The sequence below is a fragment of the Chryseobacterium sp. Marseille-Q8038 genome, assembly GCF_965111995.1.
In genome coordinates, this window is record NZ_CBCOPN010000002.1 from 1,853,925 (window position 1) to 1,868,718 (window position 14,794).

General features: G+C 37.5%; 12 protein-coding genes. 5 read left to right on the forward strand and 7 right to left on the reverse strand.

Going from position 1 to position 14,794, the window contains the following annotated elements:
• Nucleotides 1–46: 46 nt before the first annotated feature.
• The 6 genes from ACWPWS_RS22420 to ACWPWS_RS22445 all read right to left on the reverse strand — a co-directional run bounded on the left by ACWPWS_RS22420 (nt 47) and on the right by ACWPWS_RS22445 (nt 8,169).
• Nucleotides 47–1,324: a DUF6080 domain-containing protein gene (locus ACWPWS_RS22420; RefSeq protein ID WP_454047971.1), complete on the reverse strand. Its 1,278-nt coding sequence runs from the start codon at nt 1,322–1,324 to the stop codon at nt 47–49.
• Nucleotides 1,325–1,398: 74 nt separating this feature from the next.
• Entirely contained in the window at nt 1,399–2,214 is an 816-nt protein-coding gene (locus tag ACWPWS_RS22425; protein WP_454047972.1) for a T9SS type A sorting domain-containing protein, read from the reverse strand.
• 86 nt (nt 2,215–2,300) lie between these two features.
• On the reverse strand, nt 2,301–3,842 hold the full coding sequence (locus ACWPWS_RS22430) for a protein adenylyltransferase SelO (protein WP_454047973.1): 1,542 nt from the start codon (nt 3,840–3,842) through the stop codon (nt 2,301–2,303).
• A gap of 75 nt (nt 3,843–3,917) precedes the next feature.
• The gene (locus tag ACWPWS_RS22435) at nt 3,918–6,296 is read right to left on the reverse strand and encodes a transglycosylase domain-containing protein (protein ID WP_454047974.1); all 2,379 of its coding nucleotides are present in this window, start codon (nt 6,294–6,296) and stop codon (nt 3,918–3,920) included.
• A gap of 6 nt (nt 6,297–6,302) precedes the next feature.
• Nucleotides 6,303–6,767, reverse strand: coding sequence for a gliding motility lipoprotein GldH (locus tag ACWPWS_RS22440; protein WP_209786371.1), 465 nt, complete (start codon nt 6,765–6,767; stop codon nt 6,303–6,305).
• The gene (locus ACWPWS_RS22445) at nt 6,760–8,169 is read right to left on the reverse strand and encodes a PSP1 domain-containing protein (protein WP_454047975.1); all 1,410 of its coding nucleotides are present in this window, start codon (nt 8,167–8,169) and stop codon (nt 6,760–6,762) included. The genes ACWPWS_RS22440 and ACWPWS_RS22445 overlap by 8 nt, the downstream gene beginning before the upstream one ends.
• A 438-nt stretch (nt 8,170–8,607) precedes the next feature.
• Between ACWPWS_RS22445 and ACWPWS_RS22450 the strand changes: the two genes are divergently transcribed.
• The 5 genes from ACWPWS_RS22450 (at nt 8,608) to ACWPWS_RS22470 (ending at nt 14,604) form a co-directional block, all read left to right on the forward strand.
• Nucleotides 8,608–9,846, forward strand: coding sequence for an OmpP1/FadL family transporter (locus ACWPWS_RS22450; protein ID WP_105683103.1), 1,239 nt, complete (start codon nt 8,608–8,610; stop codon nt 9,844–9,846).
• Between the two features lie 12 nt (nt 9,847–9,858).
• Nucleotides 9,859–11,418: a G-D-S-L family lipolytic protein gene (locus ACWPWS_RS22455; protein WP_454047976.1), complete on the forward strand. Its 1,560-nt coding sequence runs from the start codon at nt 9,859–9,861 to the stop codon at nt 11,416–11,418.
• An 85-nt stretch (nt 11,419–11,503) separates the two neighbouring features.
• Nucleotides 11,504–12,442, forward strand: a complete 939-nt coding sequence (locus ACWPWS_RS22460; protein ID WP_047380211.1) for a ribose-phosphate pyrophosphokinase — start codon at nt 11,504–11,506, stop codon at nt 12,440–12,442.
• 55 nt (nt 12,443–12,497) lie between these two features.
• Nucleotides 12,498–13,139, forward strand: a complete 642-nt coding sequence (locus ACWPWS_RS22465; RefSeq protein WP_047380212.1) for a 50S ribosomal protein L25/general stress protein Ctc — start codon at nt 12,498–12,500, stop codon at nt 13,137–13,139.
• Between the two features lie 244 nt (nt 13,140–13,383).
• Nucleotides 13,384–14,604 carry a cysteine desulfurase gene (locus tag ACWPWS_RS22470; protein WP_454047977.1) on the forward strand — a complete coding sequence of 407 codons (1,221 nt, stop codon included), beginning with the start codon at nt 13,384–13,386 and terminating at the stop codon, nt 14,602–14,604.
• 58 nt (nt 14,605–14,662) lie between these two features.
• Here the strand turns inward: ACWPWS_RS22470 and ACWPWS_RS22475 are convergent, their stop codons facing one another.
• On the reverse strand, nt 14,663–14,788 hold the full coding sequence (locus ACWPWS_RS22475; RefSeq protein ID WP_105683107.1) for a GNAT family acetyltransferase: 126 nt from the start codon (nt 14,786–14,788) through the stop codon (nt 14,663–14,665).
• Between the last annotated feature and the right edge of the window lie 6 nt (nt 14,789–14,794).

The following is a 14,794-nucleotide window of genomic DNA, read 5'->3' on the forward strand; positions in this document are numbered from 1 at the left end:
ATTTCAAAATAAAAACAGAAAGCTGAGAAATTTTTCTCAGCTTTTTTTATCGGTAATAGTTTTCCATAAACCAGAAAAATTCAGTCATTCTGAATATATTATTAACCAGCAGATAGGTAAATAATATCACCAGCGTGAATGTTAAAAATGCCATGATTTTCGGAGAGGATCTGTAGGCAAAAAAGAGCCATCCTAAAAGAAGAGGGTAGACAAAAACAAAATGTCCTCCATAGATATAGGAAGTGTGAAGTCCAAACCTCATTACACAGTGGATCATGATGTCAACCAGAAACGAAATAGCGATTACCTGAACCCATTTATTCTTAAAATTTTTAATATAACTCCAACTTATCAGTATCAATAATAAGGCTATGAAAAGATACGGAAAAGCTGATGAATAGAGGTTCATATAAAGTCCTTTGAAGTTAAATCCTTTCATATTATGTTTGTCAGACATAATAAATCCCGGGAAAAGAATATTCCCTCCGAAAAAGAATGAAAGAATCATGTCCCATGTCGGCATGGATTCTACATTTGAGAACTTTTCATATTGTTGGTTTGTTTTTGAAAAGATATTTTGGTATTTAAAATCAATTCTGTTCAAATAAAGAAGCACAAAGCAGATCACTGAAACGATTACCCTGAATGCTGCATTTCCGAATTTTTTCCAGCTTCTGAAAAGATCTTTCTCAAAAAGAAGAGGAATGAAAACTTTTACAAAGTTGGTAATCGTAAGTCCTCCGATGGTTATCCCCGCCAGTGATAATGCTGCAGCAGGAGTTTTTTCTTCTTCCCTTAATTTTATAGCTGCATAGTGATTGTATAGTGAGAGTAAAAATAGGGTATAGGTGAAATTCTCTGGAGTAAATGACAAAATAATATTGGTTGAAAAAGCACCAAAGAACAGAATGATTACAATGCTTAGCCATAAAGGAAGGTTAATGATGTTCTTTAAATATTTGAAAACCTGAATAATATTCAATGTGATGATCAGGTTGCTGAGCCATGCCAGGGTGAGCCTGAAATTGGCATCCATTTTTCCTCCGGAAATAAATAATGAAAATTCTCTTACCCAATTAAAAAAATAGTAGGATAATGGGTGTCTTTCAAAGCTTCCTCCTGTCATCAGGATCGATTTATTATCAAAACTGAAATAAGCATCCCACGGAATTCTGCTGTCAAAAATAATCCGGTAATGAAGAGCAATATAAGATCCCAGAATTCCATAACAGATCATAAAAAACAGGAATACTGCCATTTCTGTATAAGTGGAAGGGAAAACTAATTTGAAAAAATTGATGATTTTTGTTTTGATATAAGACACGTGTCAAATTTTTTGCAAAAGTAAAATAAAAAAACCACCAAAATTGGTGGTTCTAAAAGTTTGTATAAAGGTTCTTATTGTTTGATTACTTTTTCTGTTTTGGAAGTTCCATCCGAGAAGTCTACTTTTAACAGATAGATTCCTTTTGGAAGTGAAGAAATATCCAATCTCTCAGAATTGTTGTTAAGCAGAGATTTTCCACTTGCATCAAATACTGTAGCAGATTTGATTTTTTTGTCTGTTTTTATATTGATTTCTCCTCTCGTTGGGTTTGGATAGATATCCGTAATACCTTTTACTTTAGCATTGTTTTCCTGAGTTGCTAATGTAGCACTTGCCAAAACCTGCACATCATCTATTGAAAGACTGTCTGCATCATTGGCTACATAATGAAATCTTACTTTAACATTTGCCTGCCCTGCATATGAAGACAAGCTCACAGTAATTGCCAGAGTTTCATAATCAACAAATAATCCATAGTTTTCTTCCACCCATACCTGAGTCCATGTAGTACCTCCATCTGTGGAAACTTCTACTTTTAGGTCTCCGTTAGGATTAGGATCAACCATGTATTCGTATCCTATTTTAGCGTTGAACTTAAGTACGGGACTTGTTGTTCCTACTAAACTGAAAGAAGGACTTGTTAAATGAGCATCTTGTGCCTGAGCAATCCATCCGATCCCTGCGGATTTTCCTCCTGTGATATTAAATGTTGCTTGTCCGGTTGCATTAAATATGGTTGTGGTAAATCCCCAAGGTCTTGAAGCCACATTTGTTCCGGTTGTCCATCCTGTTGGAGGAAATGTCGTGCCCTGAAAAGTCTCTGTGAGAATCTGTGCATTCCCAAGTATAGAAGAGACTAGAAAAATGAATAGTAATTTTGTTTTCATTTGGTTTACGTTTAAAGTTGTCAGTAAATGTAATAAAAAAATGAAAATAATTACACGTTTTTTGATTTTTTATAAAAAATTATTAATTACGAACTGCATGAAAGAGTGGAACATCCGGCTGTGTCATCATATCCGGCTGGTCTTTTGGCCGAGAACTCGGGGTATATTTCCTGATATGGATTTTCTAGGGCTCTGGTCAGTTTTTCAAGCATTTCTTTTTTGCCGTTACTGATTTCTTCAATACACTCATAAAGAAGATAGTTTCGGAGGATAAATTTGGGGTTAGCTTTTTTCATCATCTCTAAAGAGTCTTCTCCCGAAATTGAGTTTAAAGCGATTCTTGCTTCATAGCTTTTGATAAAACTATTGAGTTTTTCCCGTTTTTCTTCATTCAACATAATATAAGAGACTTCTTTAAAATGTTCTGATATATTGGTGTTCTGGGTTATTTTTTCCAGTTGATTGAAAAATAGGGTGTAATCCAGCTGAAGTTCCTGCATAAGACCTTGCCAGTTAGTGAAAAATTCTTCATCCTCTTTTTGAAGCTGATCAAAACCGAATTTTTTACAAAGCATTTGGTCATGAGCTTTCCAGAAGTAAGTGCCGAAATTATTTAAAGTGTCTTCTAAGAATTTTTCATCTTTGATTAACGGGTGAAGGGCATTCGCAAGCTGCCAAAGATTCCATTGTGCGATCTGTCCCTGTTTTCCGAATGCATATCTTCTTCCCGGAAGATCTGTCGTATTGGGGGTGAAATTCAAATCATATTCATCCATCATAGAATAAGGGCCATAATCAATCGTTAATCCGAGAACTGACATATTATCTGTGTTCATCACTCCATGTACAAAACCTACTCTGAACCATTCAACGATTAAGTTGGCAGTCCGGGTGCAGATATTTTCAAAAAAGTCTCTGTATTTCTTGCTGTCAGTTGCTGTAATTTCCGGGTAATAGTTTTCAATGGTAAAGTCGGCAAGCTCCTGAAGGCTGTTGTACTCTCTTTGAGCAGACATCAGTTCAAAATGTCCGAAACGTAAAAAACTTTCAGCAGTTCTGATAACAACGGCTCCTTTTTCTAACGCTGGATTTCCATTATACATGATATCGCGCATTACCTCTTCTCCGGTAAAAGCCAGACTCAATGCTCTTGTTGTGGGAACACCCAAGTGATACATTGCCTCACTCATAAGGTATTCACGTACAGAAGACCTTAATACGGCTCTTCCGTCGGCATGTCTTGAGTAAGGAGTGGCTCCGGCTCCTTTCCATTGGATTTCTGTCTTTTTTCCTGTCTCACTGATAATCTCACCAGCAAGGATGGCTCTTCCATCTCCCAGCTGCCCGGCCCAGTTTCCAAATTGGTGTCCTGCATAAGCTGTGGCATAGGTTTGAACGTTTTCCGGAAGATTATTTCCAACCAGAAAATCCAGATCTTTATCATTATATTTTCCTAAGCCTATTTCCTCTGATAAAACTTCATTAAAAGCAATCAGTTCTGGTTTGTCAAAGCCGGCAGGTTTAATGGTGGCAAATAAAACCTTAGGGGTATTTCTCTGCATGGAATTGTTGGAAAAATCACCAGGGAAATTTTCAATAAATGGCTGTCTGATACGTTCGATATTCATCCTTCAAAGGTATTAATTATAAAAGAAAAGACCTTTCAATAATTTGAAAGGTCTTATGTATTTCTAAAAGAGAATTTATTTATTGAAATCTACTTCATCATTGGAATGAAGGTTTTCATTGATGTTATCTTCTTTCTTTTCTGTTGTTTTTTTAGTGGTAGGATCTGCAGGCCTTGGGTTTTTAATTTCGTCAATGGTTTGAAGACTTCCGTCATCTCCATATCCTCCACTTAATCCTTTAAGGTTTGAACATCCGTCTTTCCAGTCTGAAGGTTTGACAAACTTATCATCAGGACTAACTTTCAGACTCTTATCTGCCCATACTTTCTTCATGAAAATTGCCCAGATCGGTAATGCCATTTTCGCACCCTGACCTTCACCCGTTCCAAAGAAGTGGGTTGCTCTGTCTTCCCATCCAACCCATGCTCCGGTGGCTAGTTTTGGAGTGATTCCCATAAACCATCCGTCAGAGTTATTCTGAGTGGTTCCTGTTTTAGCAGCAATTTCTACTGCTTTTGAGATTCCTCTTCTTCCTAATTCTCCGGAAGCTGTTCCGTATTGTGCAACACCTTTCATCAATTCAATCATGGTGTAAGCATACATCGGGTTCATGACTTCTTTCGGTTCTACATTTACTTCTTTGATTACTCTACCGTTGGCATCTTCAATTCTCCAGATCATTTCCGGTTTATTGTGGTTACCATAGTTGGCAAAAGTACTGTAGGCACCTAACATTTCATAAATTGTAATGTCTGATGATCCTAAAGCAATTGTATTGTTTCTTGGAATATCTTCTGTTACGCCCAGATCTCTTGCCGTCTGGATTACAGCGTCTACTCCTGTCATTTCAATAAGTCTTGCCGCAACAGGGTTTTGAGAGTGTGCCAATGCATCTTTTAAAGTAAGCATTCCTCCTCTTCCCGGTACATGCCATCCGTTATGATCATAAGTTCCGTTAGAAACGGTTGAACAAGGCGTCATTCCCAGTTTCATAATAGCCGTTGCATATACGAAAGGTTTGAATGTGGATCCTACCTGTCTTTTCCCCTGCTTAATGTGGTCATACTGGAAGTGCTGCCAGTCTATACCTCCAACCCAAGCTTTGATTTCTCCGGTTCCCGGAACCATAGACATCAAACCTGCCTGTGCAATCTGTTTGTGATATCTGATAGAGTCCCAAGGAGACATTTCTATCTCTTCTTCTCCGTTCCATGTGAATCGTGAAGTTTTGATAGGTTTTTTGAATTCCATCATAATAGAGTCGTCAGGCATGCCGTCAGCTTTCAACAGTTTGTATCGGCCGGTTCTTTTCATGGCCTGAACCATCACACTATTGATTTGTTTGTCATTCAGATAATAGAACGGTCTGTTCTTTCTTCCCCTCTGCTCTGCGTCAAATCTTTTCTGAAGATCCGTTAAGTGTTCCTTGATGGCTTCTTCTGCATATTTCTGCATTTTAGAATCAAGGGTAACATATATCTTTAAGCCGTCTTTGTAAAGGTTCAGCTTTTTGCCGGTTTCTTTTTCATGAGTTTCAAGATATTTATCAATTTCTTTTCTCAGATAAAACTTGTAATAAGCCGAATAGTCATCGTTAATACTTTTGATTGGATGATAATCTAATGTAATAGGTGTAGCAGCAGCTTTATCAAACGTAGCCTGATCTATATAGCCTGTTTTTAGCATTTGATCCAAAACAACATCTCTTCTTGCTTTTGCTCTTTCCGGATTTCTCATCGGGTTATTTTTTACCGGATTTTCAAGCATGGCAACAAACATTGTTGCTTCCGGCAGAGTAAGCTCGGATGTTTTCTTGTTAAAGTATATTTTGGAAGCCATTTCAATACCGTTTGCATTGTATAAAAAGTCAAACTTATTGAAATACAATGTTACAATTTCTTCTTTAGTATATCTTTTTTCAAGGCTTACAGCCACTACCCATTCTTTCAGCTTTTGAAAAACAGCTTTAATTTTATTATCTGCTCTTTTCCCTGTAAAAAGTAATTTTGCCAGCTGCTGGGTTATGGTAGATCCTCCACCTCGTCCACCCCCAAAAACTACAGCTCTGGCAACAGACTGAAGATCAATTCCGGAGTGTTCTTTAAAACGTTCATCTTCTTTAGCCTGAAGGGCATAAATAAGGAAAGGAGGAAGATCCTTATAAACGATAGGTTGTGTTTTCTCTTTTTCGAATTTACCTAAGGTTACTCCGTCTGAAGAAATGATTTCAGAAGCAACAAAGATATCCGGGTTTTCAAGTTCTTTCACATCGGGCATTTCCCCAAGGAATCCTTGAGAAACCGAAAAGAAAAGTCCTGAAATTCCAAGAACTACCGCAATGAGTCCGATCCAAATAAAGGAAACCCATTTTCTCCAGGAGGTATCTTTCTTTTTTTTAGGAGGCAGAGGAAATGTTTTCCCCTTATTTCCTGCATTTTTTTTGTTTTCTTCCATTTATGGTTACGGTTTAGCCGTTTCTATTTTTACCCCAATATCCTCAATTCCCGGAAGGTTGTCATTTCTCATGGCCTGAGTAAGACCGATTTCATATTTTCCTTTTCCCGGAAACTGATAATTTAATTTATACTGAAACAAAGTTTCCTTCGTATCACCAAACCCTGTACCAAGCCATTCTCCATTTGGTTTCGCCAATACATAATTTAAGGTATCGGTTTCCTTTTTTTTGTTCTGGAGATTGGTGAAATTCACAATGAACCTTATGTTGCTGTAAGGATAACTGTTGTTGTTTCTTACGACAAATATAATATTTTTAGGATTCTGCGGATCTGAAATTTCAAGATTAAATTTTTGTTCACTTTTCTTATTCCATTTGTTATCAACGGAATTCATGATGACATCTCCTCCTGAGGAAGAGTTACAGCTAAAGAAAAGGATAAGTGAAAGTAATCCTAAAATTTTATGCATTATTATCTTTTTTTGGAGGATATTTCTTTTTGAATTTCTTCTTGTTTGGGTTGTTGCTCTGCGGATTTTTATCAGCATCAGAATTACTCACCGTTTTTTCCACAGGTCCTTTTTGCTGTGGGTGCTGCTTTTGAGGTTTGGGCTGATTCCCGGACTGAGGAGCATTTGGGTTTTCGGTTTTTTCAGATCTTTCCGGTCTTTCTGGTTTCTCCGGTCTGTTTCTTTTTTGCCCTTGCCCTTGTCCTTGTCCTTGCTGTGCCTGTTGGCTGTTACTCTGCTTGTTTGGAGTATTCCTGTTTCTGTTTCCTCTGTTTTTCTTCTCGAAACGATCCACATTGTTTTCCTGGATCAAATCAATAGTATGGGTAGGGGTGTCCGGCTGTTTCAAATCTTCAAGAGGAAGTATTTTTTCTCCTCTTTTGTTTTTTGAAATCAGCTTTTTAACAAGGTCAATGTCGAAATCATACCATGCAATAGAACTGTCCACGTAAGCAAACCACATTTTCTTTTTGAAAACGTCGATTTTGATACAGAATGCTTTTCCTTTCTCCGTTTCCAACGTTGTTGAAGAAGAAGGGAAGTTGCTCAAGGCATCCAGGTAACTGTCAAGTTCGTAGTTAAGGCAGCATTTTAGTTTACCACACTGTCCTGCAAGCTTCTGAGGATTGATGCTCAGCTGCTGATATCTTGCAACGTTGGTGTTTACAGACCTGAAATCTGTAAGCCATGTAGAACAGCAAAGCTCACGTCCGCAAGATCCGATTCCACCTACTTTGGCTGCTTCCTGTCTGAAACCGATTTGTTTCATATCGATTTTAGTACGGAATGCTCCGGCATAGTCTTTAATTAACTGTCTGAAATCCACCCGGTTTTCGGCAGTGTAATAGAAGGTGATTTTTGAAGAGTCACCCTGGTATTCCACATCAGTAACTTTCATTTCAAGGCCTATTCTCTGGGCAATTTTTCTTGCTTCAAGCTTTACACCATCTTCTTTTTTTCTTGCTTCCTGCCATACCTCAAGATCTTTTTGGTTGGCCTGTCTGTATATTTTGAGTGCCGATTCTTCAGAAAACTTTTTCTTTTTCATCTGAATCTTTACTAATTCTCCCGTAAGGCTTACAACGCCTACATCGTGTCCCGGACTTGATTCTACTGTAACTACACTACCAATATGTAAAGGAATATTATTTACATTTTTATAAAACGATTTTCTGTCATTTTTAAATCTAACTTCTACAAAATCACACCTGTTTGGTGCCGGATTGTTGATGTTAGAAAGCCAGTCAAAAACACTTAATCTATAACTATTCCCGCAGGTATTTACATTTTCACAGCCATTTGCGGTTTTTTTAGGGCCGCAAGAATGTGCAGAATCGCCGGATGTTTTACATCCACAACTCATATTTACTATTATTTATAATCTGCAAATTTATGTATTTTTATCTTTATGCGATTCTAAAATACTTAAATAACCTGAATTCGGGAAAAAACATTTTCCCATTTCGGGTAAGAATGATCGTCGCAGGCTGTATAAAGGCTGCTATAAGGAAATAAATGAACATAGATTTTTTTTAATTTAACATTCATTATCATTTTGCTTTCCTATATTGTTTTTTTAGTATGCTGTGGCACAATGTTAAACGTTTGTTTAAAATTAAACAATAAATTAGGTGTTGTTTTTCAATATTCTTAAACCTTTAATAATGATTGTTTTGTCTTTTGTTTCTTTCAAGGTGTTATTTTAAACATAGTTTTCTTTTAGGATAATGTTTAAAATATTGGCAAATATTAACAGACGTATTCAAAATAATTTTATATTTGGCTTATATAATAATAGTCTATGAAAAAAATATTAGTATCAACTGCTTTATTGGCGGGAGTTCTATCTTACGCAGGAGGCTTCAGAGTTTCCCTGCAAGGGGTAAAACAATTGGCAATGGCGCATACTAGTGCTCATGCCGAAGACGCGAGTGTGACATTTTTTAACCCTGCGGGTATGTCATTTATCCCTTCCAAACTGAGTGTAGTGGCAGGAGGATTTGCAGCAAGTAACAAGGTTACTTTTCAAAACTTCAATACTTTACAAAGTACAGAGACAGATAACCCTGTAGGAACTCCTTTCTATGCCGCGATTACTTATAGACCGATAGAAAAGCTTACCGTAGGTCTTAGTGTAACAACTCCTTTTGGAAGTACAATTAAGTGGCCGAATGACTGGGAAGGTAAAGAAATGGTTCAGAAATTAGAACTGAAAAGTTTCTACTTCCAACCAATGGTTTCTGTAAAACTAGCTCCATGGGTATCTTTTGGTGCCAGCTATATTTATGCAAAAGGAGTTGTAGATTGGGATAAAGCAGTAACACAATTTGGAGGGCAGGTAAATATTAATGATAAAAAAGCAAGCGGACACGGATATGGTTTCGGTTTCTACTTCAGACCTGATCCGAAATTAGATGTAAGTATTGCTTACCGTTCAGCAATAGATATGAAAGCTAAGAATGGTACAGCTACTTTCCAGTTCCCTTCTCAATCTATCTATAATCAGTTGAAACTAAATGCTGCCGGACAGGATGGGTTCTCTGCAACACTTCCGTTGGTGGAAGAATATACCATTGGTTTAACTTATAAAGTGACACCGAAATGGCAGGTTTCTGCAGACTTTAACTATCATGGATGGGAGAGATACAGCAAACTTACTTTAGATTTCGAGAATGCTCCTATTGGAAACAATCCATCGGATCCTACTATTCTTACCAATCCTAAGAATTTCAAAAACTCCAAAACTTTCAGATTGGGAACTCAGTATGCATTCACCAATATGATCTATGGACGTTTGGGAGCTTATTATGATGAAGCACCTTATACAACAGATAACTTCATTCCAGAAACACCTTCATATGATACTTATGTGGTTACCGGAGGGATAGGTATCAAGCTGAAACAATTCGGAGTGGATATTGCCGGGGGGTATGCAATGCCTCAATACAGAAATGTAGATAATGCTAACTTAGGTTTCTACGGACAGTCAAAAGCAACAGCATTCTACCTAGGTCTAGGTTTATCTTATAATCCATTTTAATTTTAGAAGACTATGAAAAAAATTATAATATCGACAATTGCAGTTTCTGCACTTCTTTTTACAGTAAGCTGTAATACGGATTTCGATACGGATGTGAAAGATATCCAGGTAACAAAAGGAGATGCTGATTTTTCAAAATATATATCGTTAGGAAACTCTCTTACTTCAGGATATCGTGATGGTGCGCTGTACAGCAGTGGGCAGAATGAATCTTATCCAAGTATGATCGCTGCACAGATGAAACTTGCAGGAGGAGGAGACTTTAAACAACCATTGATGCCTAATGACGTAGGAGGGTTTAACAATCTTCCGGGATTTCCTGGAAAATTGACTCTTCAGGTTGTTAACGGATCTTTGGCTCCTGTACCAAGTGGGGCAGCAGCACCACTAGATGTGTTATCCGGAGGAGGTACTTATAACAATATGGGGGTTCCGGGTGCGAAGTCATTCCACTTAGTTGCTCCTGGATATGGAAGTCAGGCGGGTCTTCTAACCGGTACGGCTAATCCTTATTTTGTAAGGTTTGCTTCTTCTGCAACAACCAGTGTACTGGCGGATGCTATGGCTCAGAAAGCTACGTTTTTCTCTCTGTGGATAGGAAATAATGATGTGTTATCATATGCAACGAACGGAGGAACAAACTCCCAGACTGTAGGAGGGGTTACAACATATACTGCTGCTACGGTTCAGACCGGGAATACAAATCCTACAACTTATAAATCAAATGATATCTCTGATCCTGCGCTTTTGGCCGGATCTATTAAGGCGGTTTTAGATGGTCTTAAAAGTGTAGGAACAACAAAAGGGGTTATTGCTAATATTCCTTCTGTTACTTCAGTTCCTTTCTTTACTACGGTGCCTTATAATCCTTTGACACCAGCTCTTTTAGGTTCAAATCTGACAACGCTTAATACAAGCTTGTATGGTCCTTTAAAGCAGGCTCTTACTGCTTTTGGAGCTGGGGATAGAATTAATTTACTTTCCGCTACAGGTCCAAATCCTGTTTTAATTAAAGATGTTGCTCTGACAGATCTTTCAGCTCAGCTTACCGCTGCACTTACTCCTTCTTTAGGATTGCCTACAGCTACAGCTTTTGGTCAGATCTTTGGTCAGGCAAGACAAGCGACAGCAGATGATTATATCTTGCTTACGACAAGTTCTGTGATTGGAAGTACTGCAGCAGGAGTTCCTGCTCCGGTAAATATTTATGGAATTTCTTATCCATTACAAAACCAACATGTATTAACGAAAACAGAAGCTGGCTACGTAAAAACAGCAACTACTGCATATAATGCTTCCATCAAATCACTTGCTGACTCCTATGGGCTTGCATTTGTAGATGCCAATACTAAAATGGTTGAACTGAATGCACAGTCAGGAATCTTATTTGACGGAGTGAAATATACTGCAAAATTTGTAACGGGAGGAGCTTTCTCTTTAGATGGAGTTCACCTGACAGGACGCGGATACGGTATTGTTGCTAATGAATTTATCAAGTCCATCAATGCTAAATACAAGTCTACACTTCCACAGGTAGATCCGAACAAATATTCAGGAGTTAAATTCCCTTAATAATTGATAAAATAAAAACTTAGAAACCACAGGAGTAAATCTTGTGGTTTTTTTTTAAATTTGCAAAATCTTTTAAAAAGTAAAAATGGCCGATCAGTTAAGTTATCTATTTTGTACAAGAACCAGCAGGGACTTGGCAGAGAAAATTGCCCAGAATTATGGGAAAGAATTAGGAAAAATCAACTTTCAGGAGTTCAGCGACGGGGAATTTGAACCTGTTTTGGACGAATCTGTAAGAGGAGGAAGAGTTTTCCTGATTGGATCTACATTCCCTCCTGCAGACAATCTTTTAGAGCTTCTTCTAATGATTGATGCAGCGAAAAGAGCTTCTGCAAAGAGCATTACCGTAGTAATTCCTTACTTCGGACTTGCCAGACAGGACAGAAAAGACAAACCAAGAGCACCGATCGGTGCGAAGTTAGTTGCCAACCTTCTTACAGCAGCAGGAGCAACAAGAGTAATGACAATGGATCTTCACGCAGATCAGATTCAAGGGTTCTTCGAAATCCCGGTAGATCACCTGTATGCTTCTTCTATTTTCGTAGATTATATCAGATCTCTGAATCTTGATAATCTTACCATTGCTTCTCCGGATATGGGAGGTGCGAAAAGAGCTAAAAACTATGCAGGACACTTAGGTGCTGAAGTAGTAATTGCTTATAAGGAAAGAAAAAAGGCAAACGTTGTGGAAGAAATGTTCCTTATTGGTGATGTAACCGGTAAGAATGTAATTCTTATTGATGATATGATAGACACTGCAGGTACACTTTGTAAAGCAGCAGATATCCTAATTGAAAAAGGAGCGAAAACAGTAAGAGCTATGGCAACGCACGGAGTGCTTTCAGGTAAGGCTTACGATAATATTGAGAACTCAAAACTCTTGGAAGTTATTGTAACTGACTCAATTCCTGTTAAAAATAATTTGTCATCTAAAATAAAAGTGCTATCTTGCGCCCCATTATTTGCAGATGTTATGACCATGGTTCATGAGCATAAATCAATTAGCAGTAAGTTTGTTATTTAATTGATTTTTAGCAATTTGCAAATTAAATAAGAATAATTTTTTAAATTTATTATAAATGAAATCTATTACAATTCAAGGTACAAAAAGAGAAAACGTGGGCAAAAAGTCTACAAAAGCTTTACGTGATGCTGAATTAGTTCCTTGTGTTGTTTATGGAGGTGAAGCTCCTTTAAACTTCTCTGCTGAAGAGAAAGCTTTTAAAGGATTAGTATACACTCCTGAAGCACACACGGTATCTATTGAGGTTGACGGAAAAACAATTCCAGCTGTTCTTCAGGACATTCAGTTTCACCCAATCACTGACAAAATTCTTCACGTAGACTTCTATCAACTATCTGACGATAAGCCAGTAGTTATGGAGGTTCCTGTAAGAATTACTGGACGTTCAAAAGGTGTTGTAGCTGGTGGTGTTTTACGTCAGTCTTTCAGAAAACTAAAAGTAAAAGCTATCCCTGCTAACCTACCTGACGAAATCGTTGTAGATGTTACTCCATTAAGAATTGGTAACAAACTTTACATCGGTGGTATCAAAACAGAAGGATATTCTTTCATGCACCCGGACAATGCAGTAGTAGTTGCTGTTAAGATGTCTAGAAATGCAATGAAAGGAGGTGCAGCAGCAATGGATGATGAAGATGAAGAAGAAGTTGCAACTGAAGAAGGTGCAGCTCCAGCAGAAGAAACTGCAGCAGAATAAGAATTGCTTATTTAAACAATATAAAAACCTGTCAATGTATTGGCAGGTTTTTTTATTTCCATTATTTAAGGAACAAGCGCTCTTCTATAAAGTTTTTTGCTTTATTGACTTTCTTCACCTTTCGCTATCGAATATTTCTATCAGCTGACAAGTATCAGGCTTTAACCCTATGCTTCCTTTCAGAAAAAAAGCCGTAAATTTGAAGAGTTCTAAATAAGAACGTTTTAATTTAAAATATAAATAAATGTTTGACATTCAGGAAATAAGAAGCCAGTTTTCTATATTGGACAGAGAAGTGAACGGTAAGCCTTTGGTTTATCTGGATAATGCAGCTACATCTCAAAAACCAAATTCAGTTTTGGAAGTCTGTCACGCATATTATACAGAACTTAATGCCAATGTTCACAGAGGAATTCATACGCTAAGCCAGTTGGCAACAGAAGAAATGGAACTTTCAAGAAGAAAAATCCAGAAATTCATCAATGCTGAACATGATTTTGAAGTAATCTTTACAAAAGGAACAACAGAAGGGCTGAACCTTATCGCTTATATTTTAACACAGAAATTGCAGAAAGATGATGAAGTCATCATTTCATATCTGGAACACCATTCTAATATTGTTCCATGGCAGATGCTTTGTGAAAGAACCGGAGCTAAACTTCGCGTCATTCCTATTGATGAAAACGGAATTCTTCAGATGGATCATTTTGACCGGTTTTTAAGCGAAAAAACAAAGGTTGTTTCTGTGAATCAGGTTTCCAATGCATTGGGAATTGTGAATCCTGTAGAAGAGATTATTGCAAAAACAAGAAAGAATACAGAAGCTTACATCGTTATTGACGGGGCTCAGTCTGCTCCGCATTTCAATATTGATGTTCAGAAGTTGGATTGTGACTTCTTTGTATTCTCAGGCCATAAAATGTATGCTCCTATGGGAACAGGGATTTTATATGGTAAACGAGAAATATTAGAAGCATTGCCGCCGTTTAACGGAGGAGGAGAGATGATTGCAACATGTTCTTTCGAAGGAACTACGTATGCCGGTCTTCCTTTTAAATATGAAGCGGGAACGCCAAATGTTGGAGGAAATATTGCTTTAGGAGCTGCTGTTGATTTTATGAACAGAGTAGGGCATACTCATATTCAGAATCATGAAAATGCTTTATTGGAATATGCTCAAAGACAGCTTTTAGAAATAGAAGGAATTAAAATCTATGGAGAAAAAGCAAAGAGAACCGGGGTTGTTTCCTTTAATCTGGAAGGAGTGGGTATAGCCTCTGATGTAGGAATGATCCTTGATAAAATGGGAATTGCTGTAAGAACAGGCCACCACTGTACACAACCGATCATGAACTTCTTTAATATTGCCGGAACGGTAAGAGCAAGTTTTGCGGTGTATAATACTTTTGAAGAAATTGATATCCTGGTAGAAGGAGTTAAGAAAGCACAACGAATGTTGAGTTAATCAATACGATATTCTTTATGATATAAATTAAAAAGCAGCTTAATAGCTGCTTTTTTTATTAGTCTATTGGAACACAATAGCATCGGCCGTCAATAATAACCTGGTAATATCCGATGGCGCATTCAAGGCAGATTTCTCCTCCCGCTATAATGCTTTTCATTCTTTCTTTGTTTAGTTTTTTCATAGGATG

Bases quoted from the DNA above. Each gene is read 5' to 3' on its own strand.
- ACWPWS_RS22425 (WP_454047972.1), bottom strand. From the start codon at position 2,214: ATGAAAACAAAATTACTATTCATTTTTCTAGTCTCTTCTATACTTGGG.
- ACWPWS_RS22430 (WP_454047973.1), bottom strand. From the start codon at position 3,842: ATGAATATCGAACGTATCAGACAGCCATTTATTGAAAATTTCCCTGGT.
- ACWPWS_RS22435 (WP_454047974.1), bottom strand. From the start codon at position 6,296: ATGGAAGAAAACAAAAAAAATGCAGGAAATAAGGGGAAAACATTTCCT.
- ACWPWS_RS22440 (WP_209786371.1), bottom strand. From the start codon at position 6,767: ATGCATAAAATTTTAGGATTACTTTCACTTATCCTTTTCTTTAGCTGT.
- ACWPWS_RS22445 (WP_454047975.1), bottom strand. From the start codon at position 8,169: ATGAGTTGTGGATGTAAAACATCCGGCGATTCTGCACATTCTTGCGGC.
- ACWPWS_RS22450 (WP_105683103.1), top strand. From the start codon at position 8,608: ATGAAAAAAATATTAGTATCAACTGCTTTATTGGCGGGAGTTCTATCT.
- ACWPWS_RS22455 (WP_454047976.1), top strand. From the start codon at position 9,859: ATGAAAAAAATTATAATATCGACAATTGCAGTTTCTGCACTTCTTTTT.
- ACWPWS_RS22460 (WP_047380211.1), top strand. From the start codon at position 11,504: ATGGCCGATCAGTTAAGTTATCTATTTTGTACAAGAACCAGCAGGGAC.
- ACWPWS_RS22465 (WP_047380212.1), top strand. From the start codon at position 12,498: ATGAAATCTATTACAATTCAAGGTACAAAAAGAGAAAACGTGGGCAAA.
- ACWPWS_RS22470 (WP_454047977.1), top strand. From the start codon at position 13,384: ATGTTTGACATTCAGGAAATAAGAAGCCAGTTTTCTATATTGGACAGA.
- ACWPWS_RS22475 (WP_105683107.1), bottom strand. From the start codon at position 14,788: ATGAAAAAACTAAACAAAGAAAGAATGAAAAGCATTATAGCGGGAGGA.